Raw genomic sequence first — 21,203 nt, 5'->3', positions numbered from 1 at the left:
CGAGTAAACCAATTGTCGCTGGACAGCGCGGCTCTGGCGCGGCCTCAGCGTGTTCCGCGTAGACGTCTGGACAGCTCGGCCGTCAATTGCTCGAACCGGGCTGTGAGGACATCTTCGCGGCCGACGATGACATAGTCGTGGCCGCTGGCCATGTCACCTGCGGCATGTGTGCGGACCGCCTCGCGCAATCTGCGGCGAACGCGGTTGCGGACGACCGAATTGCCGACTTTCTTGGTGACGGTGAAACCGACGCGCGGCGCATGATCGTCGCCGCGGTCAAGGACTTCCATGAGAAACAACCGCCCGCGCCGCTTTTCACCGCGGCGGACGGCCAGGAAATCGGCGCGCTTGAGAAGCCGTTGGGGGCCTGGGCCCCGTGGCTTGCAGCTTGCGGGCAACGTCTCGTCTTTCGGTTATGCCGACAGACGCTTGCGGCCACGATTGCGGCGGGCTGCAACGACTGTGCGGCCGCCCTTGGTAGCCATGCGAGCACGGAAGCCGTGCCGACGCTTGCGGACGAGTTTGGACGGTTGGTAGGTACGCTTCATTTCTTTTAATACCGCGGGGTGCGGCCCTTCTTAATTCTGTCACGCTGTAACAGGAGCTATGCCGGGCTGCGCTTGGCACGATAAAAATCGCGCCGGGTCGCGGGCCCGAGCGTGTGCGGGCTTATAGAAAGAAGGTGCCGCGAAGTCAATCAGCGTATGCCTTTGCAGTTGCTGAGCCGGCGCCGGTCGAAAACTTGCAAAGAATTCGGCGGCGCACGGCTTGGCAAGAGCGGCAGGATCGACTAGATCAGCCCCGCGTCCGCCAGCCCTCGCGCTTGCGGCCGTATACGGACAGGTGGCCGAGTGGTTTAAGGCGCACGCCTGGAAAGTGTGTGTGCGTGAGAGCGTACCGCGGGTTCGAATCCCGCCCTGTCCGCCAGTTTCCATATCTCACGCCAGTTCGCTTCACTCACGGCGCCGATGGGGCGGCCTGACCGGCCGGCGGACCGTCGCACGCTGGGCTCAGGGTTCGAACTCGCGTCCGAACGCTCCGCCAGATCGCCAGCCCGGCCTTTGCGATTGGATAATCGCGACGCTCGCTGATCGGTGTCGGCTTGCAATGGGAAAACCTCTTGCTAGTTTGGCGCGATGAACATCCAGTCAGTTGCCGCCCTTTTCCTCGTCTCGGCCTGTATCGGCGGTTGCGCCTCGCCACGGATCGCCCCCGTCGACGTGGCGGCGATCGAGAGCATGACCTGCACTCAGCTCAATGCCGAGATCGGCAGCACGGCAGCCCAGATCAGTTCGGCTGCCATCCGGCGCGGCAATATCCGCAACCGCAACATCCCCTCATGGGTGCCAGGCGCCGATAAAGCGGTCTCGCTGATCGTCGAACGCCGTACGGCGCAGATCGAAAGCCTTCAAGCGTCCCAGACGGCGTTGACCGCGGCGAGAAACCGCCGTTGCACCTGAAGCCTTTTCTTGCTCGTCAGCGAGCCTGATACCTTTTTGCTGCATAGGTTCCATGCAAAATTGTGCGTTGCAGCAAAAAGGGGTGTTTCGTAAATATTGCGTGTCGGCAGTCTACCTCCTCCCAGACGCGCCGACGCCAGAATGCGCTGCACCTCCTCCCGCGGCGTATTTCGAATTAAGCCCGCCGCACCTCCTCCCGCGGCGGGCTTTTTCGTTTTGCGGCGCCTCGGCCGCATTGCTGTTTTTCCGTTATGCGTCGTGCCCGGTTCTCGCGCGTCGAGATAAGCGACATAGGCGCGGCCTTGATCGACACTGGCTGCCGGGGGGTATTCGACTTTGGAGGTTTGTGCCCGAAGGCAGCATGTCGACGATTTTCCTTTCCAAGGCCGGGTAACTATCCCTTCTGGCTCGACCTGGCGCAGCTTTCGTCTTGCTTCTTGTTGGAAACCTCGCTTTCTGCGAGGTTTCGGCTATCCAATGCTCGACCCGCGCTTAAATGTAAGGGAAATGTTTGGAATCACTGGGTGATGTCTCGTCTAAGCCATTTGGGGACAACCTTCATGCAATCGCCGCCTTGCCGGAGCGGGGCGCTTTCGCATACGGGATAATCTGGCTTCTGGGCGTCATGCAGGGGCAAACCGCGGCGGGCTGCGGCCCGCGGTGGTTTTGAAGTGGGGCGCGAGGCCGCAGTGCCGGGATTGACGCGGAGCGCTGTGGCGGCGTTGAGTAAGGAGAGACGGTCGATGGCGCGGGAGTTCGAAGGCAAGTCTGTTCTCGTGACGGGATCGGCTTCCGGTATCGGCGCGGCAATCGCTCTTCAGCTTGCGGAAGAGGGCGCCTCCGTCGTCGTTGCAGACCATGACAGCCGCGGCGCACAGCGCATCGTCAAGAAGATTCATGACGCCGGTGGCGAAGCCAAGGCGTTCAAGGTCGATGTGACGCATCCCTCCGAAGTGCATGCCGCCGTGACGTTCACGATCGAAGCCTATGGCGCGCTGCATTGCGCGGTGAACAATGCGGGCATCAGCGGCCCGAACAAGCCGACCACCGACTACACGGTCAAGGAATGGCAGCGCGTCATCGACACCAACCTGAATTCGGTGTTCTACGGGCTGAAATACCAGATACCCGCGATCATCGAGGCGGGCGGCGGCAGCATCGTCAACATGTCCTCGATCCTCGGCAGCAACGGCTTTGCCAACGCCCCGGCCTATGTCACCACCAAGCATGCGCTGGTCGGCATGACCAAATCGAGCGCGCTGGAATATGCCGCGCAGGGCGTCCGCATCAACGCGGTCGGGCCGGGCTTCATCGAAACGCCGCTGCTGACGCGAAAGACCGATGCCGAGACCATGGAGCATCTATCGTCGCTCCATCCGATCGGTCGGCTTGGGCGCGCCGAGGAAGTGGCTGCACTCGCCTGTTTCCTGCTCTCGGACCGTGCATCCTTCATCACCGGCAGTTATCATCTTGTCGACGGCGGATATTCCGCGCAATAGCATGTGCGCGTCGTCCGGGCTTGCCGCCCTAGGCGCATGCATGAGTGCTCGGCTCGCCGCCGGCCGGTTCAATGATAAGGGAGCCTGAATGGTTCATCTTCCTGAGAAACTTCTGAATGGCTACCGGAACTTCATGGCCGGCCGCTACGCGTCCGAAACCAGCCGCTACCGCACGCTGGCCGACGACGGACAGACACCGGAAACGCTGATGATCGCCTGCTGCGATTCGCGCTCGGCGCCCGAAACCATTTTCGACGCCGGTCCCGGCGAATTGTTCGTGGTCCGCAACGTTGCCAATCTGGTTCCGCCCTATGCGCCGGACGGCGAGTATCACGCCACCTCGTCCGCCCTGGAATTTGCCGTGCAGGGCCTGAAGGTCAAGAACATCGTCGTCATGGGCCACGGCCGCTGCGGCGGCATCAAATCCGTGCTCGGACCCACGCATGAGCCGCTGTCGCCGGGCGATTTCATCGGCAAATGGATGAGCCTGCTCGGGCCGGCGGCGGAAGCCGTCTCCGGCAACACGATGATGACGGCGGGCGAACGCCAGACCGCGCTGGAACGCATTTCGATCCGTTTCTCTCTGGCCAATCTGCGCACTTTCCCCTGCGTCGACATTCTCGAGAAGAAGGGCCGGCTCAACCTGTACGGCGCCTGGTTCGACATCAGCACTGGCGAATTGTGGGCCATGAACCCCGTCACCGGCGATTTCGAACGTCCCCGGCTCGACTGATCGGCCTCACGGTTTTCCGAGAAAGAGTTTGTTTCGGGACGCGATGAAATAGCGTCCCGACATCGATTGCTGCGCGAAAAAATTTCGCATAGCTTTGACCAAAAGATAAAACGACGGGTGATCTTCGTCCAAAAACAACAGCCAGAGGTGGTTCTCGATGTCCAGTTCGTTCCTTTTTCCCGGCCTGTCACGCCGCACGCTTTTGAAAGCGGCGGGCGCTTCCGCTACGCTGGCGGCGGCCGGCCTGCCGACCCGTCTGTTTGCCGCCGATCCGATCAAGGTCGCCGCCGTCTATACCGTGCCGGTCGAACAGCAATGGGTCAGCCGCATCCACAAGGCCGCCATGGCTGCCAAGGAACGCGGCGACATCGAATATGTCTATTCGGAAAACACCTCAAACAGCGACTATGAGCGCGTCATGCGCGAATATGCGGAGGCCGGCAACAAGCTGATCCTGGGCGAGGTGTTCGGCGTCGAGGATGCTGCCCGCACCGTTGCCGCCGACTATCCTGATGTCGCTTTTCTGATGGGGTCGAGCTTCAAGCCGGACGACGCGGTGCCCAACTTCTCGGTTTTCGACAACTACATTCAGGATGCATCCTACCTGTCCGGCATCGTCGCCGGCGCCATGTCCAAGTCGAAGACCATCGGCATGGTGGGCGGTTATCCGATCCCCGAGGTCAACCGGCTGATGAACGCCTTCATGGCCGGCGTGAAGGAAACCGCGCCCGACGCCAAGTTCCAGGTTGCCTTCATCGGCTCGTGGTTCGACCCGCCCAAGGCCAAGGAAACCGCCTTCGCCCAGATCGATGGCGGCGCTGATCTGCTCTATGCCGAGCGTTTCGGCGTCTCGGATGCCGCCAAGGAAAAGGGCGTCCTGGCCATCGGCAACGTCATCGACACCCAAGCCGACTATCCCGAGACCGTCGTCGCCTCCGCGCTGTGGCATTTCGAGCCGACGCTGGACAAGGCGATTGCCGAGGTCAAGGCCGGCACCTTCAAGGCGGCCGACTATGGCGTTTATTCCTTTATGAAGGAGGGCGGCTGCTCGCTCGCCCCGCTCGGCACGTTCGAGGACAAGGTGCCCGCCGAGGTCAAGGCCATGGTGGCGGAGAAAGAAAAAGCCATCAAGGACGGCTCGTTCACCGTCGAGATCAACGACGGCGAGCCGAAGTCGAGCTGATGACAGCGCAGCGCCTGCCTTCTCCCCTTGTGGGAGAAGGTGGATCGGCCAAAGGCCGAGACGGATGAGGGGTGTTGGAAGACACGCCAGCCGCTCAATCCGTGCAACACCCCTCATCCGTCGCCTTCGGCGACACCTTCTCCCACAAGGGGAGAAGGGAAGGTCCTGCTACATGACCGTCCTCAGACTTTCCGGCATCACCAAGCGTTTCGGCCCCCTGGTGGCCAACGATGCCATTTCGTTCGAGCTCAAGCGCGGTGAGGTCATCGCGCTGTTGGGCGAGAACGGGGCGGGAAAGACGACGCTGATGAACATCCTGTTCGGGCACTACTTTCCCGACGAGGGCAGTGTCGAAGCATTCGGCAAGGTGCTGCCGCAGGGCGATCCGCGCGCCGCACTCGAAGCCGGCATCGGCATGGTGCACCAGCATTTCACCCTGGCCGACCAGATGACGGTGCAGGAAAACATCACCTTGGGCACCGAGCCGCTGTGGCGCCCGACGCTGAGCCGCGCCAATGCACGCGAGCGTATCGTTGCGTTGTCGCGCGACTTCGGGCTGACGGTCGATCCCGGCGCTGCCGTGGCCAGCCTGTCGGTTGGCGAGCGGCAGCGGGTCGAAATCCTCAAGGCGCTGTATCGCGAGGCGCGTATCCTCATCCTCGACGAGCCGACGGCGGTGCTGACGCCGGGCGAAACCGACGCTTTGTTCAAGACGCTGAAACTGCTCGTCGCCAAGGGCCTGTCGATCATCTTCATCTCGCACAAGCTGCATGAGGTGATGGCCGCCAGCGACCGGGTTCTGGTGTTGCGCGGCGGAAAACTGGTTGGCGAACGCCTGACCGCTGACACCGATCGTAGGGAACTCGCCGCTCTGATGGTGGGACAGGAGGTCAAGGCGGCTGATGTGTCGCCGGTGCGCAGCGGAGCACCCTTGCTGGTGCTGGAGGGCGTGTCGACCCGCCGCGTCAACGGCGCGGGGCTCGATGCCGTGTCGCTGACCTTGCGCGGCGGCGAGATCACCGGCCTGGCCGGTGTGTCCGGCAACGGGCAGGCGGCACTTGCCGCCCTTCTGTCGGGAACGGAGAGGCCCACGGCCGGCACCGTCGCCGTCAACGGCTCGCCGATAGCAGACTGGTCGCCCAAGGCAGCACTTGGCAAAGGGATCGCGCGCGTACCTGAGGACCGGCACGCGGTCGGCACCATCGGCGATATGAGCATCACCGAAAACGTCATTGCCGAGAGCTACGACAGCGCCCGTTTCAGCCGCCATGGCTTCATCGACTGGAAGGCCGCGCGCGGCTTCGCCGAACAGATCATCAGGGACTACGACGTCAAATGCCCATCGCCCGAAACGCGCATCCGGCTCCTGTCGGGGGGCAACATGCAGAAGCTGGTGCTGGGCCGGGCGCTCGATCCCGATCCGGTGGTGATCCTCGCCAGCCAGCCGACGCGCGGGCTCGATGTCGGCGCGGTCGCCTATGTTCATGCCAGGCTTCTCGAAGCGCGCGAGCGGGGTGCCGCGATTCTGCTGATTTCGGAAGATCTGGAGGAAATCCTCGCACTGTCGGATACGGTCGTGGTCATCTCGAAAGGCCAGGTGTCGGCGCCCTCGAAGCGCGGCGAACGCTCGATCCGAGAACTCGGCGAACTGATGGCCGGGCATGGGGAGGCAGCGTGAGCATGGCAAGCTTGAACAGAAAGGCGCTCTGTGGCGCCCCCCTCTGTCATGCCGGACATCTCCCCCGCATGGGGGGAGATCGGCAGCTTCAGGCTCACCGCCCGTTCTGCAGCGCTGGCGATTGGCGAAAGCCGACGCGACATCCAATCTCCCCCCATGCGGGGGAGATGTCCGGCAGGACAGAGGGGGGCGCTGTCCCGCAATCCTCCCGCCAATTTTCGGAACGATCCCATGCGGCTTGAACCGAAACCCGCACCGTCGCTCGTCATGCTGTTGCTCTATCCGGTCGGCGCCATCGTCTTCACGCTGGTCTTCGCCAGCTTGCTGGTGCTGCTTGCCGGCGCATCCCCGTTTTCGGTGTTCTTCCTGGTCGCAAAGGGCGCTGCCGGCTCGCAATTCGCCCTTTTCGAGACGCTGACGCGCGCCACGCCGCTGATCTTCACCGGTCTGGCTGTGGCGGTCGCCTTCCGCGCCAAGCTTTGGAACATCGGCGCCGAAGCCCAGCTTTATATCGGCGCAGTGGTCACGGTGGTGCTGGGCACCGGTGCCTTGCCATTACCCTCGATCCTGCTCATTCCGCTGATCGTGATTGCCGCGATGACGGCCGGCGCGCTGCTGTTGCTCGGCCCGGCGCTGCTGAAAACGCGCTTCGGCGTCGATGAGGTGGTGACGACGCTGCTGCTCAACTTCATCGTGCTGTTGTTCGTGTCGATGCTGCTCGAAGGCGTGCTGAAGGACCCGATGGGGTTGGGCTGGCCGCAATCGCAAAAACTGATCGCCGAAGCGCGGCTGCCGCGCATCGTCACCGGACGGCGGCTGCATTGCGGCTTCGGGATGGCACTGGTCTCCGCTGTCATCGTCTGGGTCATCATGAAAAAGACGACGCTGGGTTACGAAATGCGCGCCGCCGGCAACAATGCGGAAGGCGCGCGCTTCGTCGGCATCCCCGTCAATCGAGTGCTGATGAAGACGGCGCTTCTGTCCGGCGGGCTTGCCGCTTTGGCGGGTTTTTCCGAGGTTTCCGGCCTCAAGGGCAATCTGACGCTCGATCTGTCGCCGGGCTATGGCTATTCCGGCATCGTGGTGGCGATGCTCGCCATGCTCAATCCGCTCGGCGTCGTTGTCTCGGCGATTTTCGTCGCCGGAATCTTCGTCGGCGCGGATGCCATGAGCCGCAGCACCGGCGTGCCGAGCTACATCGCCGACGTCATGGTGGCGACGGCATTGCTGTCGATGGTCGTGGCGATCCTGCTGGCGCGGTTCAGGGTGAGGTGGAGGTGATGATGACATGCGCCGGTTCTACCCTCCCCCTTGAGGGGAGGGTCGTCGAGAGAACGGAACGCAGTGAAGTTCGTGAGACGGGGTGGGGTTGTGTCAGGATCGAGCACTTCATCGGCAACCCCACCCCGCGTCTCAATCGCGCGCAGGGCACGCCGATTGTTCCGCGACCCTCCCCTCAAGGGGGAGGGTAGGCCGTGGACGCGCTCGACATCCTCTTCACCGCGAGTTTCTGGGTCGCCGCCATCCGCATCGCATCGCCGTTGATCTTCGCCACCATGGGCGAACTGATCTGCGAGCGGGCGGGCGTGCTCAATCTCGGTATCGAAGGCATTATGACCGTCGGTGCCTTTGCCGGCTGGTTCACCGTCTACTCCGGCGGGGATCTGTGGACCGGCGTCGCGGTTGCTGCCCTCGCAGGCGCGATGTTCGGCCTGCTGCACGCCACGCTGACGGTGCCGCTCGGTCTCTCGCAGCATGTCGTCGGCATCGGCATCACGCTGTTTGCCACCAGCCTGACCTATTTCACCTACCGGCTGGCGCTGCCGCAGGTCACGTCTCCGCCCAAGATCGAGCCGTTCCAGCCCTTCGCCATCCCCGGCCTGTCGAGCATTCCTTTCCTCGGCGACGCGGTTTTCAACCAGACGCCGCTGACCTACCTGGCTTTCCTGACGGTGGCGCTGGTCGCCTGGGTGCTCTACCGCACGCCGCTCGGCCTTGCCGTCCGCGCCGCCGGCGAAAACCCCTCGGCCGTGGAAGCGCAGGGCATCAGCGTCAACGCCATCCGCATCGGCGCCGTCATGGTTGGCAGCGCGCTGATGGCCGTCGGCGGCGCGTTTCTCACCATGTCGGCTTTCAACTCGTTCTTTTTCGAGATGATCAACGGGCGCGGCTGGATTTGCATCGCGCTCGTCGTGTTCGGCTCCTGGCGGCCCGGCAAGGCGCTCCTGGGCGCCATCCTGTTCGCCGCCTTCGACGCCTATCAGATCCGCCTGCAGCAGCTGTCCGGCGGTGTCGTGCCCTATCAGCTGTTCCTGATGATGCCCTATGCGCTGTCGATCCTGGCGCTGATCCTCGTGGCGCGCCGCGCCTCCTATCCCAAGGCGCTGATGGTGCCTTACCAGAAGGGGGAGAGATGAAGCCGTGCCGCCCGTCATCCTCGGGCTTGTCCCGAGGATCTGCCGACATGTGAAAGAAAGGCCATGTCCGGCTTCGCCTACATGATGTCAGACAGGCCGCGTGGCGTGATTTACATCGGTGTCACGAGTGATCTGAGAAATCGTGTCTGGGAGCACCGAAACGAAGTTCACCAAGGCTTCACTGCAAAATACAACGTGAAAAATCTGGTCTGGTTTGAGAGGCATCCGAATATCGTTCTGGCGATACAGCGCGAGAAGTCTCTCAAGAGATATCGCCGCGAATGGAAAGCCAGCCTGATCAAGGGACTGAACCCTACGTGGCTGGATCTGTAAGATCGCATTGACGAGATCGACAATCTATATCGCCCACACCCCAACACAAAAATGTGGGTCGACTACAACTGAAGCGTTGGGATCATGAAATGCGGCTGAAAGGCCGCGCCCAGCCGACAAGGCCGCAGATCCTCGGGACAAGCCCGAGGATGACGGTGTCGGCGTAGAGCGACAAACCGAGGAGGTGAACGATGAGCTTCGATATCCTGGTCAAAGGCGGCACGCTGCCCGATGGACGCGTCGCCGATATCGGCATCGCGGGCGGCAAGATCATGGCGATCGAGCCGTCGATCATGGGCGAGGCGGGCGAAACCATAGACGCCTCCGGCGATCTTGTATCCGCACCCTTCGTCGATCCGCATTTCCATATGGACGCCACGCTCAGCTACGGCATTCCGCGCATCAACGCATCGGGTCTGCTTCTGGAAGGCATCGCGCTGTGGGGCGAACTCAAGCCGCTGCTGACGCATGAGGCGGTGAAGAGCCGCGCGCTCGACTATTGCGACTGGGCCGTGTCGATGGGGCTGCTTGCCATCCGCACCCATGTCGACACCTGCGACGACCGGCTGCTGGCAGTGGAGGCCCTGCTGGAGGTGAAGAAAGAGGTCGCCTCTTACATTGACCTGCAGCTTGTCGCCTTTCCGCAGGACGGGCTTTACCGCGATCCGACCGCGCGCCAAAACACCATCCGCGCGCTCGACATGGGCGTCGACGTGGTCGGCGGCATTCCGCATTTCGAGCGCACCATGGCCGACGGCACCCGCTCGGTCACGGACCTCTGCGAGATCGCCGCGGAACGCGGGCTGATGGTCGACCTGCATTGCGACGAGAGCGACGACCCGCATTCGCGCCATATCGAGCAGCTCGCCTATGAAACGCAGCGCCTTGGCCTGCAGGGCAGGGCGGCGGGCTCGCACTGCACGTCGATGCACTCGATGGACAATTACTATGTGTCCAAGCTGTTGCCGCTGATTGCCGAGGCCGATGTGTCCATCATTCCCAACCCGCTGATAAACATCATGCTGCAGGGCCGCCACGACAGCTATCCCAAGCGTCGCGGCATGACACGCGTGCCGGAAATGCTGAAGCACGGCATCCGCGTCGGATGGGGCCAGGATTGCGTGCTCGACCCATGGTATTCGCTCGGCACGGCGGACATGCTCGACGTCGCCTTCATGGGCCTTCATGTCGCGCAGATGTCGAGCCCGGACGACATGCGGCGCTGCTTCGACATGGTGACGAATGTGAACGCCGCGATCATGGGCCTGGAAAACTATGGCCTTGCCGTGGGCAAGGATGCGTCGCTGGTGGTGCTCGATGCCGGCAATCCCATCGAAGCGGTGCGGCTGCGCGCCGAACGCCTCTGCGTCGTCGCCAAGGGCAAGGTCGTTGCCCGCCGCGAAAAGCGCGACACCGCGTTGTCGATCCCCGGCCGCCCCGCCGGCGTCAACCGCCGGCATGAGGCGAGCTGACCGGCCGTCGATACAGACGTTGTCGATTGGGCAACCCGCATCGGACCGATTGTCCGCAGGCCTTCGCACCTATAGGCTGCGCCGGGCGGTTGAGGGTTTGGGCGTCATGCCGAAGAGCGGTTTGCGCGGGTTTTTTCACGTCCTGGCGTTGTGCATGACGTTGGGAGGTTTTTTCACGTCGACATCGCGTGCCGAGGCGGATCAGGCCACCGTTTGCGATGCGCTCGACGATTTTGCCATAACCAAGCGTTTTGTCGCCAACGAACTGCATCGCGAAGCGGTCAGGCTGAGCTTCGACTTCACCAGGGACGATCGTGAGCAGCGTGCGCAAGAGCTGCTGCCCAGACTGCATGAAACAGTAAAAGAGCTCCTGCACGCGCCGGATGCAAAGGTAAATCGCGTTGCCATTCTGACCGCCGACCTGGCGGAACTCGCGAAGATCGCAGACCCCAAGCAGTATGGAAAAGCTGCCGACGACGCGCTGCGGAAAGTATTCGAACTGCTTTTGTCGAACGCATCCGATGTGGTGGAGGTGGACTACCTCGTCAACCTCGCTTCCTCTCAGGCACATAACGCAGCCGAGCAGATCGACGCCGTCAAGCGGCATTACAGCGTTGCCGGCGCGCAGATACGACAGGTCGCAGCGCTCGATAGAATGGGATCGGGCTATGAGGATGCCGGGGATCGCCTGCGTTTTGCGCGCGCGATGCGAGAGATTGCCCCCTCAACCGGCAATGCTCGTGCAGTCTACGATGCCGATGCGGCATTCGTGATCGCGGCGGCGGAAGCGGCAGTCGATAGCGATGCCAAGGCAATCGCTTCTGGATTTCTGCCGGTAGCAAGGTCGCGGCTGGAACGCTGGCGGGCGGATTTTGAGAACGGCGAAATCGATTCGGTGGACGGCCGATGTCTTGCGCAACAAGGCGTTGTTGCGGCGATCAACGAACTGTTGAAGGACACGCTGCCGCAAGCCGAGATGGAAGCCAACTATCGGCTGGAGGCGCTGGAGACGGTCACGTTCGGCGAATTGGCGACGGACTATGCCGGGGCTTCCCAGCCCTATGCCGAACTTCTCGGTCTACGCGCCATCGACGATGCCAGCTACCGCGATTTGATGCGATACTTTGCCCGGATCAATCCCGGCGCTAACGATGCGGAGTCCGGCGAGATCGGCATGGCGATATCGGGCGCCGACATTTTCGATTCCATGATGGTGCCCGATCTCGCCCGCGAACTGTTTCGCGACGCCAAGTCCTGGTCGGCCGGCATCGACGATCCAGCCGTGCGGTTCCTTACGCTGCAGCGTTCTCTGCGCTTCGAATGGCGCGCCGGCAGCGCATCCCGCCTGGATGCGGATATTGCCGAGGCCCGCGCAATCCTGGCCGCCCATGGCGACCGCATCGATCCGGTTCAGCGCATCCAGTTCGCCGTGTTCGAGGCAGAGTTTTACGACTCACGGCTGGAGGATCGCGAGGCTGCCGCCGCTCTCGGACAGGCCATCGATCTGGCGTCGACGCCGTACGAAAACGTCAGCGATGCCGGTAACGTAACCACTTTGTACGACGAGGACATTTCGCGTCTGGTTGTAGATCATCTGCGCAACCGCTTTTGCGGCGGCTGCGGGGGCCTGATGCGTCCCATGGTAGAGAGGTGGTGGCGGGCCGCCGTCGATGCGGACCGGCAGACGGGGAACAAGACCTCCGAGCCTATGACTTTCGAAATTTTAAAATCCGATGCGGCGGCAGCTCAGCCGTTGAAAGCCGACGCACAACAGGAAATCCTTCGCATCCTGGCTCTGCAGCGTACGGAGGTGGAAGCCTATCCGAAAGCGGCTGAAATTCTTGATAGCCTCGATCCGAATGAACGCGAGCGCGTGCTTGTCGCGTCGAGAAGGTTTGCCGATCAGGAAATCTCAAGCAGCAGTGTTTTGACGATGCTGACCGACCAAGATGTCATCGGCGTCCGGCGTGTGCTCGACCCGATCGTGTCCAGTATGGCAGCTCACTATTCCAATTTCGGGATCGACACCGCCATTTTCGAGACGTTGTCGGCCTTTGCGGAAGCGCTGACCGAACTGCGCTTCCCCATCGCCGCGCAGGCCGTCGACGACAACATCGCTCGGCTCGATGAGCCTGGGCATAACATCAAGGCCTGGACCGAACCGGACGCGAATGCGCGCCTGCAGATCGCAAGAGTGCTGGCTCCCGCTTATGCCCGTCTCGGTGGCTATGCTGTCGCAGACCAAGACTGGAGAAAGGCCTCGGCACGGCTGGACCAGGCAAGTCAGCTGATGTCTGCCCGATTGAAGCAGGAGTGGCAGGTCGGCAACGACCAGGCTGGTCTGTTGTATCAGGCGTTCCAGCCGTCGTTGAAGCATGTGGCGGAGCTACGCTTTCTGGTCGCGGGTGACATGACCGCCAGACAGCAACTGCCGGATGCGGTGGAACGGACCTTTGCCGACCTGCAATCCGCCATGCTCGGCGATACGGCGCTTGCCACACAGACCGCGATCAAAAACAGCATCACCCGCGATGTGCGGTTGCGCGATGCTGTCGATGCCCGCGACCGGGCACTGGGTACGCTCGCACAAATCGAGGCGACGGAAGCGATTTTGCCGTCAAAACTGCCTTGGGTGATAAGAAAGCGGCGTGAGGAAGCGCACACTGCCATCACCGCGGCATCGGCGGTCATTGCGGAAAAGCTGACGGTCTCAGAGGATTTAGCCAGCCTGTCGCCGTCCACTGTCGCGGATGCAGAGAGCGCGCTGGAAGCAGATGAAGCGCTTGCCATGCTGCATGTCGGGTCAGCCCACATTTACGGCTTGGTCCTCCGGCCGGGGCTGGAACCCTTCCTGTTTGTGTCGCCCATAGCCGCCACCGACCTTTCCGACCGCATTGCCAAACTTCGGCGGCAGGCATCTTCGTTCGGTGCCGTGGACATGGGCAATGCGGCTGCGCTTTACGATGTGCTGTTGCGCCCCGCGGAAGCTGCGCTTGAACGCGTCGGCCATCTCATTGTCGTCGGCGACGGGCCATTGCCCGGTCTGCCCTGGGCAATGCTTTCGACAGGCGCTACCATCGACAAGGCTGGCGGAAAACCGGAAGCGGTCGGCGTTCGCGGCGCGAAACCGATCGGCGACGGCAGTTTAGCGACGGTGGATTGGGCAGCCCAGCCGTTTCTCATCCGCCGGTTTCCGGTGTCGCTGTCGCCGAGCGTGCGCTCGCTGGTAGCGCAGCGAAAAGGCCTGAAGGCGTCCGAGGCTCCGAAACCGTTTTTCGGCATCGGAAATCCGCTCCTCGGCGGTGCGGTTCCGGCGCAGGAGATGGAGGTCGCGTCGCTCTTCACCCGCGATGGCGGCGTCGATGTGGCAGCCCTTTCGGATCTTGCGCCATTGCCCGAAACCGCCGATGAGCTTCGTGCGTTGGCGGCGTCGTTCAAGGTCGGCGACGAGGCGCTTCTGCTTGCGGGGCAGGCGACTGAAAGCCGTCTGGCGGAACGTTCCTTGAGCGATTATCGGGTGCTTGCCTTCGCCACCCACGGCATTCTTGCCGGCGAGGTCGGCGGCACCGTGGAGCCGGGCCTCGTGCTGTCGCCCGAAGCGTTCGATATGGCCGGGCGGGACGGATATCTGTCGCTGTCGGAGATCATGGCGCTGAAGCTCGACGCCGATCTTGTCATTCTCTCGGCCTGCAACACCGGGGGAGCCGATGGGCGGCCGCGCGCCGAGTGGATGTCGGGTCTGGCGCGGGGCTTCATCGCGGCGGGGGCGCGGCAACTGCTCGTTACCTTGTGGGCAATCCCGTCGAAGCCCACGGTGAGACTGACCACCGGAATGACCGGAGCCCATGCCGAAGCACCGGGTTCAGGTTGGCCCCGTGCACTCCAGGCATCGATACTGGCAATGATCGACAAGCCGGTGGGCCCAGCCGAGAGCCATCCGGCGAGTTGGGCGTCGTTCACCGTTCTCGGCGTCGGTTCGCGATAGGTTGGCCTGCGCCAGCCCCGCCGTTCAGCCCGCGCTGACTTTCTGGTTGAAGCTCGAAAAGAACTGGCCGGCCAGTTTTTTCGAGGTCGATGTAATCAACCGGCTGCCGAGTTGGGCGATCTTGCCCCCGACATCGGCCTTGGCTTCGTATTTCAGCACCGTGGCGTTCGGGCCGTCCTCGGTAAGCGCAACGTCGGCGCCGCCTTTGGCGAAACCGGCGATGCCGCCCTTGCCCTCTCCCTGAATAGTATAGGAGTGGGGAGGGTTGAGGTTCGTCAGCGTCACTTCGCCCAAGAAGGTGGCTTTGATCGGCCCGATCTTCAGCACGATGGTGGCCGCCATCTCGGTGTCTGATTTCATCTCAAGGCTCTGGCAGCCAGGAAGGCATTCCTTGAGCACTTCGGGATTGTTCAATGCCTTCCAAACGGTGTCGATCGACGCTTCGATGCGCTCTTCGCCTTCAATCACAAGTGCCATGACGGTCCTCCCCAGAATCGGCCCCCATGGGCTACTCCACGTCATTGTTGCTGTCTACCGCACCAAAGTACAGGATCGGCGTTCACCATCTTGCGGGCCGAATGCTGTTGTCATAACCATGCGTGACAAATCCGGGAGGGTGTCATGGCCGGCGCAGCAACGACTAAAAAATTCCGTTCGCAGGAGTGGTTCGACAATCCCGACAATCCGGGCATGACGGCGCTTTACCTCGAGCGCTATCTGAATTTCGGCCTGACCCGCGAAGAGCTGCAGTCCGGCAAGCCCTTGATCGGCATAGCGCAGACGGGTTCCGACCTGTCGCCATGCAACCGGCACCATGTCGAGCTGGCCAAGCGCGTGCGCGAGGGCATCGTGGCGGCCGGCGGCATTCCTTTCGAGTTTCCCTGCCACCCGATCCAGGAAACCGGCAAGCGCCCGACCGCCTCGCTGGACCGCAACCTGGGCTATCTCAGCCTGGTCGAGGTGCTCTATGGCTATCCGCTCGACGGGGTCGTGCTCACCATCGGCTGCGACAAGACGACGCCGGCTCTGCTGATGGCGGCGGCAACCGTCAACATTCCAGCCATCGCCCTTTCGGTAGGGCCGATGCTCAACGGCTGGCACAAGGGCAAGCGCACCGGCTCGGGCACCATCGTGTGGGAATCGCGGCAGCGGCTTTCGTCCGGCGAGATCGACTACGATGAGTTCATGACCATCGTGGCGTCGTCGGCGCCGTCGGTGGGCTATTGCAACACGATGGGCACTGCCACCACCATGAACAGCCTGGCCGAGGCGCTCGGCATGCAACTGCCAGGGTCTGCCGCCATCCCCGCGCCGTACCGCGAGCGCGGCCAGATTTCCTACGAGACCGGCAAGCGCATCGTCGAGATGGTCTATGACGACCTCAAGCCGTCCGACATCATGACGCGCGAAGCCTTCGAGAATGCCATCGTCGTCAACTCGGCCATCGGCGGCTCGACCAATGCGCCGATCCATCTCAACGCCATCGCCCGCCATCTCGGCGTGCCGCTCGACAATGACGACTGGCAGCGGCTTGGCCACCATGTGCCGCTGATCGTCAATTTGCAGCCGGCCGGCGACTATCTCGGCGAGGACTATCATCACGCCGGCGGCGTCCCCGCCGTGATCGCCGAACTCATGAAGGCCGGCATGCTGCCGCATCCGGGCGCGGTCACCGCCAATGGCAAGAGCATCGGCGACAATTGCGCAGGCGTCGAAAACCTCAATGAGGCGGTGATCTGGCCTGTCTCCGCGCCACTCAAGGAGCATGCCGGCTTCATCAATCTGAAGGGCAATCTGTTCGACAGCGCCATCATGAAGACCAGCGTCATCTCCAAGGAGTTCCGCGACCGCTATTTGTCCAATCCCGACGATCCCGATGCGTTCGAAGGCGTTGCCAAGGTATTCGACGGGCCGGAGGACTATCATGCCCGGATCGACGACCCCGCCGAAAACATCGACGAGAACACGCTGCTGTTCATGCGCGGCGCCGGGCCGGTCGGCTATCCCGGCGGTGCGGAGGTGGTGAACATGCAGCCGCCGGCCTATCTCATCAAGAAGGGCATCCATTCGCTGCCCTGCATCGGTGACGGCAGGCAGTCGGGCACATCAGGCACGCCCTCAATCCTCAACGCTTCCCCCGAGGCGGCGGTGGGCGGCGGGTTGGCCATCCTGAAATCGGGCGACCGTGTCCGGATCGACCTCAACAAGGGCACCGCCGACATGCTCGTCGACGACGCCGAAATCGCGCGTCGCCGCGAGGCGCTGCAGCAGGATGGTGGTTATCATTTTCCGGCGCATCAGACGCCGTGGCAGGAAATTCAGCGCGGCATGGTCGACCAGTTGGCGCAGGGCATGGTGCTGCGGCCGGCGGTCAAGTATCAGCGGATTGCCCAGACGAAGGGTGTGCCGCGCGACAACCACTGATCTGACGAAGCGCCGCAGGCGGGTGCTTTCGACAAAACCGCGTTCAGGCGGTATGCTCGTTGTCGTCTTGCGATAGTGGCAGCGAGCATCTCGGAGGATTTGCCGTGACGTTATGGGACTCGTGTTTGACATGACCCGCCCTGTCATCAGTCCGATCACACGCATTGCCCGCCGCGCCGACGGGACAAGCGCGTCGGCCCGGATGGTGCCGGAAGAGACGCCGATTGCGCTTTCCTATGCCGGGACGACCCATGCCGTGATGATGGCGAGCCCCGCCGATCTCACGGATTTCGCGCTCGGTTTTTCATTGACCGAGGGCATCATCGCCGCCCCCGAAGAGATCGACCACATCGAGGTCGAGGATCATGGCGCGGGGATCGACATCCAGATACGCCTCAAGGACAAAGCGAACACGCGCTTCCAGGCGCGTCGCCGGAGGCTGGCCGGGCCGGTCGGCTGCGGCCTTTGCGGCATCGAATCCATCGAAGAGGCGATGCGCGCCGTGCCGTCGGTCGCAGACTGCGCGCTCACCGTGAGCGCTGCCGACATCGTTCAATCCATCCTGCAGCTGTCGAAAAAACAGCCGCTGCACGCCGAGACCGGCGCTGTCCACGCAGCCGGCTTTTATATCCCCAGGCAAGGCATCGTGATGGCGCGCGAGGATGTCGGCCGCCACAACGCGCTCGACAAGCTCGCCGGTGCATTGGCCGTTGCCCACATCGATGGATCCTTGGGCGCGGTGGCGGTCACCAGCCGCGTTTCGGTGGAGATGGTGCAGAAAACAGCCGCTCTCGGCGCATCCGTCATCATCGCGGTGTCGGCGCCCACCGCGCTGGCCATTCGCACCGCCGAGGACACGGGTATGACCCTGGTGGCGCTGGTGCGGGGCGACGATTTCGACATCTTCACCCATCCGACACGCATCACTCCGGGAGCCTCACAGCATGTCGCATAGCAAGATCACCCGCATGGCCAACCAGATCGCCACCTTCTTTCATTCCAAGCCGCGTGAGGAAGGCATCGCAGGCGTTGCCGAACACATCAACAAGTTCTGGGAGCCACGCATGCGCCGGCAATTGTTCGAGTTCATCGACGCCGGTGGCAGCGACCTGGATGAACTGGTCCTGGCCGCCGCTCCCGGTATCCACCGACCCGCTGCAGACGCTGCCTGACGACCCTCAGGATTGGTCCTGGCGCGGCCCTGGAGGGCGCGGGGCGACGAGGATAGGCCGATAAACCACTGTCTGGCGATCCCAGAACGGATCGGTTCGCATGTCGGCGCGCCGCTCTGCCCGGCGGTCGAGTTCGATGCGCTGCAGGCACTCGGCGAAAGCATCGTTGCGTTGGGTGAAGCCGTATGGCCGGCACTTGTCCTCGTCGGCCTCGCGCTGTCGCGCATTCATGCTCGTGCACCCAGTCAGGAGCGAGGCGAGCACCAGCGCGGACAAAGATGCAAAATACATGGCTGTATGTCTCACGGGGAACCTTTCATTGTACACGGTGTTCGAGACCGTGGCACAAGTGGAGCACCCAGCGAAACTTTTCGCCGTGGGGGTGCTTGTCCAGTCCCGAAGATGATAGCCTGCCCCGTGGATTTTGTGACCAGTACCTCTGCAACCGAGTTGATCGCTTATGCTGACCATCTACAACTGCATTGTCTACGATCACGACTTGAGACTGGTCTTGTTGGCTGCCGTGGTCTGCACGCTCGCTTCCTTCGCCGCCGTCAGCCTCCTCAACCACGTCCGCAAATCCTCAGGCGCGGCGCGGTGGCAATGGTTGGCAGTGTCGGCAACGTCAATCGGCTTCGGTATCTGGGCAACGCACTTCATCGCGATGCTCGCCTTTTCACCGGGAACCACAGTCGCCTATTCGATGGGTCTGACGGCCTTATCCCTGTTTTTGGCGATAGGCTTGACCGGGGCCGGCATTGGGCTGGCTGTCAGCCGGGCCGACAGTTACGCTTATCTTTCGGGAGGTGCGATCATCGGCGCGGGTATCGCGGCGATGCATTACACCGGCATGGCCGCCTATCAGGTGCAGGGACACCTTGAGTGGCATCAGCTTTATGTTGCGGCGTCGCTGGTCAGCAGCGTGCTTCTGGGGGCTCTGGCGCTGTACGTCAGTCTGCGCCAGAGGTCTCGCCGCAACACACTGGTCGCGGGCGTGCTTCTGACGCTTGCGATCTGCGGCTTGCATTTCATCGGCATGGCGGCTGTCACGGTGGTGATGGATGCGGGCGCACCCATTCCCGTTTCGGCGATCAACCCGACGCTGATGGCGATGGGCGTTGCGGTTGTCAGCCTCGCGGTCCTCGTCATTGCCGGCGCCGCTTTGTGGCTCGACCTGCGTGAGCAGCAGCTGGAAGTGGAGACGATGCGGATGCACGCGCTCGCCAATGCGGCGGTCGAGGGCATCCTCGTCTGCGACGGCGACACCATCGTCAGCGCCAATGACAGCTTCTGCGATCTGACCGGCCTTCCGCGCGACCAGATCGTCGGGCGGTCGCTGGCGGCTTTTTTTCCCGAAGGCCTCGGCCCCTCTGCGAAGCCCTTGAATGGCGTGCTCGAGTCGCAATTGCTGGCGCATGACGGCAGCGTCGTCGCTGTCGAACTGATCGCGCGGATCATCGACTACTGCGACAGGCCGCATTCCGTGGTGGCGGTGCGCGATATCCGTGAGCGCAAGAAGGCGCAGGCCGATATTCTGCGGCTCGCCAACCACGACCCGTTGACCGGCCTGCCGAACCGCCGCAGCTTCTCCGGCAAGCTCAACACCGAGATCGGTGCGATGAACCCCCAGGACGGCAGGTATCTGGCGCTGCTGTGCCTCGATCTCGACCGCTTCAAGGAGGTCAACGACATCTTCGGCCATTCCGCCGGCGACGCATTGCTGCAGCGCGTGACCCAGGCGGTGACGGCGGTTTTGCGCGAAGGGCAGATGATGGCGCGCCTGGGAGGCGATGAATTCGCGGTCATCTTACCTGGATTGCGTGACCCGACCCATGCCGGCCGGGTCGCCGACGACATCTTGGCGGCGGTCCGCAATGCCAATGAAGGCACCCATGGCGAAGGCATCGTGTCGACCAGCATCGGCATCGCGGTCTATCCCTCCGACGCCTCCGATTCCGAAAGCCTGATTTCCCACGCCGATACCGCGCTTTACAAGGCCAAGGCCGAAGGCCGCAACATGCACCGCTTCTTCGAGGCGGCCATGGGTCTGCAGGAACGCGAACGCCGGCTGATCGAATACGACCTGCGCAATGCCGTCAAGCGCGGCGAAATGGGCGTCGTCTATCAGCCGCAGAAGCGCATCGATTCCCGCGAGACCATCGGATATGAAGCGCTTATCCGCTGGTATCATCCGCAGCGCGGCGAGATCGATCCCAGCTACTTCATCCCCATCGCCGAGGAAAGCGGAGCCATCGTCCAGATCGGCGAATGGGTCCTGCGCATGGCATGTCTGGAGGCTGCGACCTGGGATGGCGACATGACGATTGCCGTGAACGTCTCTCCGGTGCAACTGCATGGCGGGGCTTTTCCGCTGTCGGTGCAGTCGATTCTCATGGCAACCGGGCTGCAGGCGCACCGCCTCGAGATCGAAATCACAGAAACCGCTCTCATCAAGGATCTGAATCGCACACTCGTCACCCTGCGGCATCTCAAATTGCTCGGCGTGAAGGTTACGCTGGACGATTTCGGCACCGGCTACTCCTCTCTTGCCAACCTGCGCGCCTTTCCCTTCGACAAGATCAAGATCGACCGCTCCTTCATCCATTCGGTGAATACGAACGAGCAGGCTGCAGCAATCGTCCGCGCCGTGGTGGGACTGGGTCGTGGACTCGGTTGCCCGGTGCTGGCGGAAGGCGTGGAAACCAAGGAAGAGCTGGATTTTCTCCATCTCGAAGACTGCCAGATGGCGCAGGGCTACTTCCTGGGGCGCCCTTCCGCAGCCGAGGATATGAGCGCGGAGTTCCGGGTGGAGCCGAAGCGACTGGGCGCCTGAAGCATCGGGCTGAC

Annotated in this window: 18 protein-coding genes and 1 tRNA gene; 15 read left to right on the top strand and 4 right to left on the bottom strand. The window is 62.7% G+C overall.

Going from position 1 to position 21,203, the window contains the following annotated elements; translation table 11 throughout:
- Positions 1-44: 44 nt before the first annotated feature.
- A complete protein-coding gene (gene rnpA / locus ICI42_RS01515; protein ID WP_188162773.1) occupies positions 45-398 on the bottom strand; it encodes a ribonuclease P protein component in 354 nt (117 codons plus the stop codon).
- Positions 399-413: 15 nt separating this feature from the next.
- On the bottom strand, positions 414-548 hold the full coding sequence (gene rpmH / locus ICI42_RS01510; RefSeq protein WP_188162772.1) for a 50S ribosomal protein L34: 135 nt from the start codon (positions 546-548) through the stop codon (positions 414-416).
- Between the two features lie 289 nt (positions 549-837).
- Here rpmH and ICI42_RS01505 point away from each other — a divergent pair.
- The 11 genes from ICI42_RS01505 (at position 838) to ICI42_RS01455 (ending at position 14,760) form a co-directional block, all read left to right on the top strand.
- Positions 838-927, top strand: a tRNA-Ser gene (locus ICI42_RS01505).
- A gap of 209 nt (positions 928-1,136) precedes the next feature.
- Entirely contained in the window at positions 1,137-1,460 is a 324-nt protein-coding gene (locus ICI42_RS01500; protein WP_188162771.1) for a hypothetical protein, read from the top strand.
- A 743-nt stretch (positions 1,461-2,203) separates the two neighbouring features.
- Entirely contained in the window at positions 2,204-2,959 is a 756-nt protein-coding gene (locus ICI42_RS01495; RefSeq protein WP_188162770.1) for an SDR family NAD(P)-dependent oxidoreductase, read from the top strand.
- An 88-nt stretch (positions 2,960-3,047) separates the two neighbouring features.
- Entirely contained in the window at positions 3,048-3,692 is a 645-nt protein-coding gene (locus ICI42_RS01490) for a carbonic anhydrase (RefSeq protein WP_188162769.1), read from the top strand.
- 157 nt (positions 3,693-3,849) lie between these two features.
- Entirely contained in the window at positions 3,850-4,875 is a 1,026-nt protein-coding gene (locus tag ICI42_RS01485; protein ID WP_188162768.1) for a BMP family protein, read from the top strand.
- A 172-nt stretch (positions 4,876-5,047) separates the two neighbouring features.
- Positions 5,048-6,553: an ABC transporter ATP-binding protein gene (locus ICI42_RS01480; RefSeq protein WP_188162767.1), complete on the top strand. Its 1,506-nt coding sequence runs from the start codon at positions 5,048-5,050 to the stop codon at positions 6,551-6,553.
- 231 nt (positions 6,554-6,784) lie between these two features.
- Positions 6,785-7,834 carry an ABC transporter permease gene (locus ICI42_RS01475; RefSeq protein WP_188162766.1) on the top strand — a complete coding sequence of 350 codons (1,050 nt, stop codon included), beginning with the start codon at positions 6,785-6,787 and terminating at the stop codon, positions 7,832-7,834.
- 194 nt (positions 7,835-8,028) lie between these two features.
- Positions 8,029-8,970, top strand: coding sequence for an ABC transporter permease (locus ICI42_RS01470; RefSeq protein ID WP_188162765.1), 942 nt, complete (start codon positions 8,029-8,031; stop codon positions 8,968-8,970).
- Positions 8,971-9,033: 63 nt separating this feature from the next.
- Positions 9,034-9,303, top strand: a complete 270-nt coding sequence (locus ICI42_RS01465; RefSeq protein WP_188162764.1) for a GIY-YIG nuclease family protein — start codon at positions 9,034-9,036, stop codon at positions 9,301-9,303.
- 191 nt (positions 9,304-9,494) lie between these two features.
- Positions 9,495-10,775, top strand: coding sequence for an amidohydrolase family protein (locus tag ICI42_RS01460; RefSeq protein WP_188162763.1), 1,281 nt, complete (start codon positions 9,495-9,497; stop codon positions 10,773-10,775).
- Positions 10,776-10,929: 154 nt separating this feature from the next.
- Positions 10,930-14,760, top strand: a complete 3,831-nt coding sequence (locus ICI42_RS01455) for a CHAT domain-containing protein (protein WP_188162762.1) — start codon at positions 10,930-10,932, stop codon at positions 14,758-14,760.
- A gap of 24 nt (positions 14,761-14,784) precedes the next feature.
- Here the strand turns inward: ICI42_RS01455 and ICI42_RS01450 are convergent, their stop codons facing one another.
- Positions 14,785-15,237 carry a CoxG family protein gene (locus tag ICI42_RS01450; protein WP_188162761.1) on the bottom strand — a complete coding sequence of 151 codons (453 nt, stop codon included), beginning with the start codon at positions 15,235-15,237 and terminating at the stop codon, positions 14,785-14,787.
- A gap of 144 nt (positions 15,238-15,381) precedes the next feature.
- Between ICI42_RS01450 and ICI42_RS01445 the strand changes: the two genes are divergently transcribed.
- The 3 genes from ICI42_RS01445 to ICI42_RS01435 all read left to right on the top strand — a co-directional run bounded on the left by ICI42_RS01445 (position 15,382) and on the right by ICI42_RS01435 (position 18,356).
- Positions 15,382-17,184 (top strand): IlvD/Edd family dehydratase, encoded by a 1,803-nt coding sequence (locus ICI42_RS01445; RefSeq protein ID WP_188162760.1) that lies wholly within the window; start codon positions 15,382-15,384, stop codon positions 17,182-17,184.
- A 130-nt stretch (positions 17,185-17,314) separates the two neighbouring features.
- Positions 17,315-18,139, top strand: a complete 825-nt coding sequence (fdhD, locus tag ICI42_RS01440; protein ID WP_188162759.1) for a formate dehydrogenase accessory sulfurtransferase FdhD — start codon at positions 17,315-17,317, stop codon at positions 18,137-18,139.
- Entirely contained in the window at positions 18,129-18,356 is a 228-nt protein-coding gene (locus ICI42_RS01435; RefSeq protein WP_188162758.1) for a formate dehydrogenase subunit delta, read from the top strand. Before fdhD ends, ICI42_RS01435 begins: the two co-directional genes overlap by 11 nt.
- 6 nt (positions 18,357-18,362) lie before the next feature.
- Here ICI42_RS01435 and ICI42_RS01430 read toward each other — a convergent pair whose 3' ends face one another.
- On the bottom strand, positions 18,363-18,647 hold the full coding sequence (locus ICI42_RS01430; protein ID WP_188162757.1) for a hypothetical protein: 285 nt from the start codon (positions 18,645-18,647) through the stop codon (positions 18,363-18,365).
- 169 nt (positions 18,648-18,816) lie between these two features.
- On the opposite strand from ICI42_RS01430, the gene ICI42_RS01425 reads away from it, so the two are divergent.
- On the top strand, positions 18,817-21,189 hold the full coding sequence (locus tag ICI42_RS01425; RefSeq protein ID WP_188162756.1) for a sensor domain-containing diguanylate cyclase: 2,373 nt from the start codon (positions 18,817-18,819) through the stop codon (positions 21,187-21,189).
- Positions 21,190-21,203 lie beyond the last annotated feature (14 nt).

It is taken from the genome of Oryzicola mucosus, from assembly GCF_014534685.1.
Classification (GTDB): Bacteria; Pseudomonadota; Alphaproteobacteria; order Rhizobiales; family Rhizobiaceae; genus Oryzicola; species Oryzicola mucosus.
Note: the sequence above shows the minus strand (reverse complement) of the source record. Positions and strands in the feature narration are given on the sequence as shown.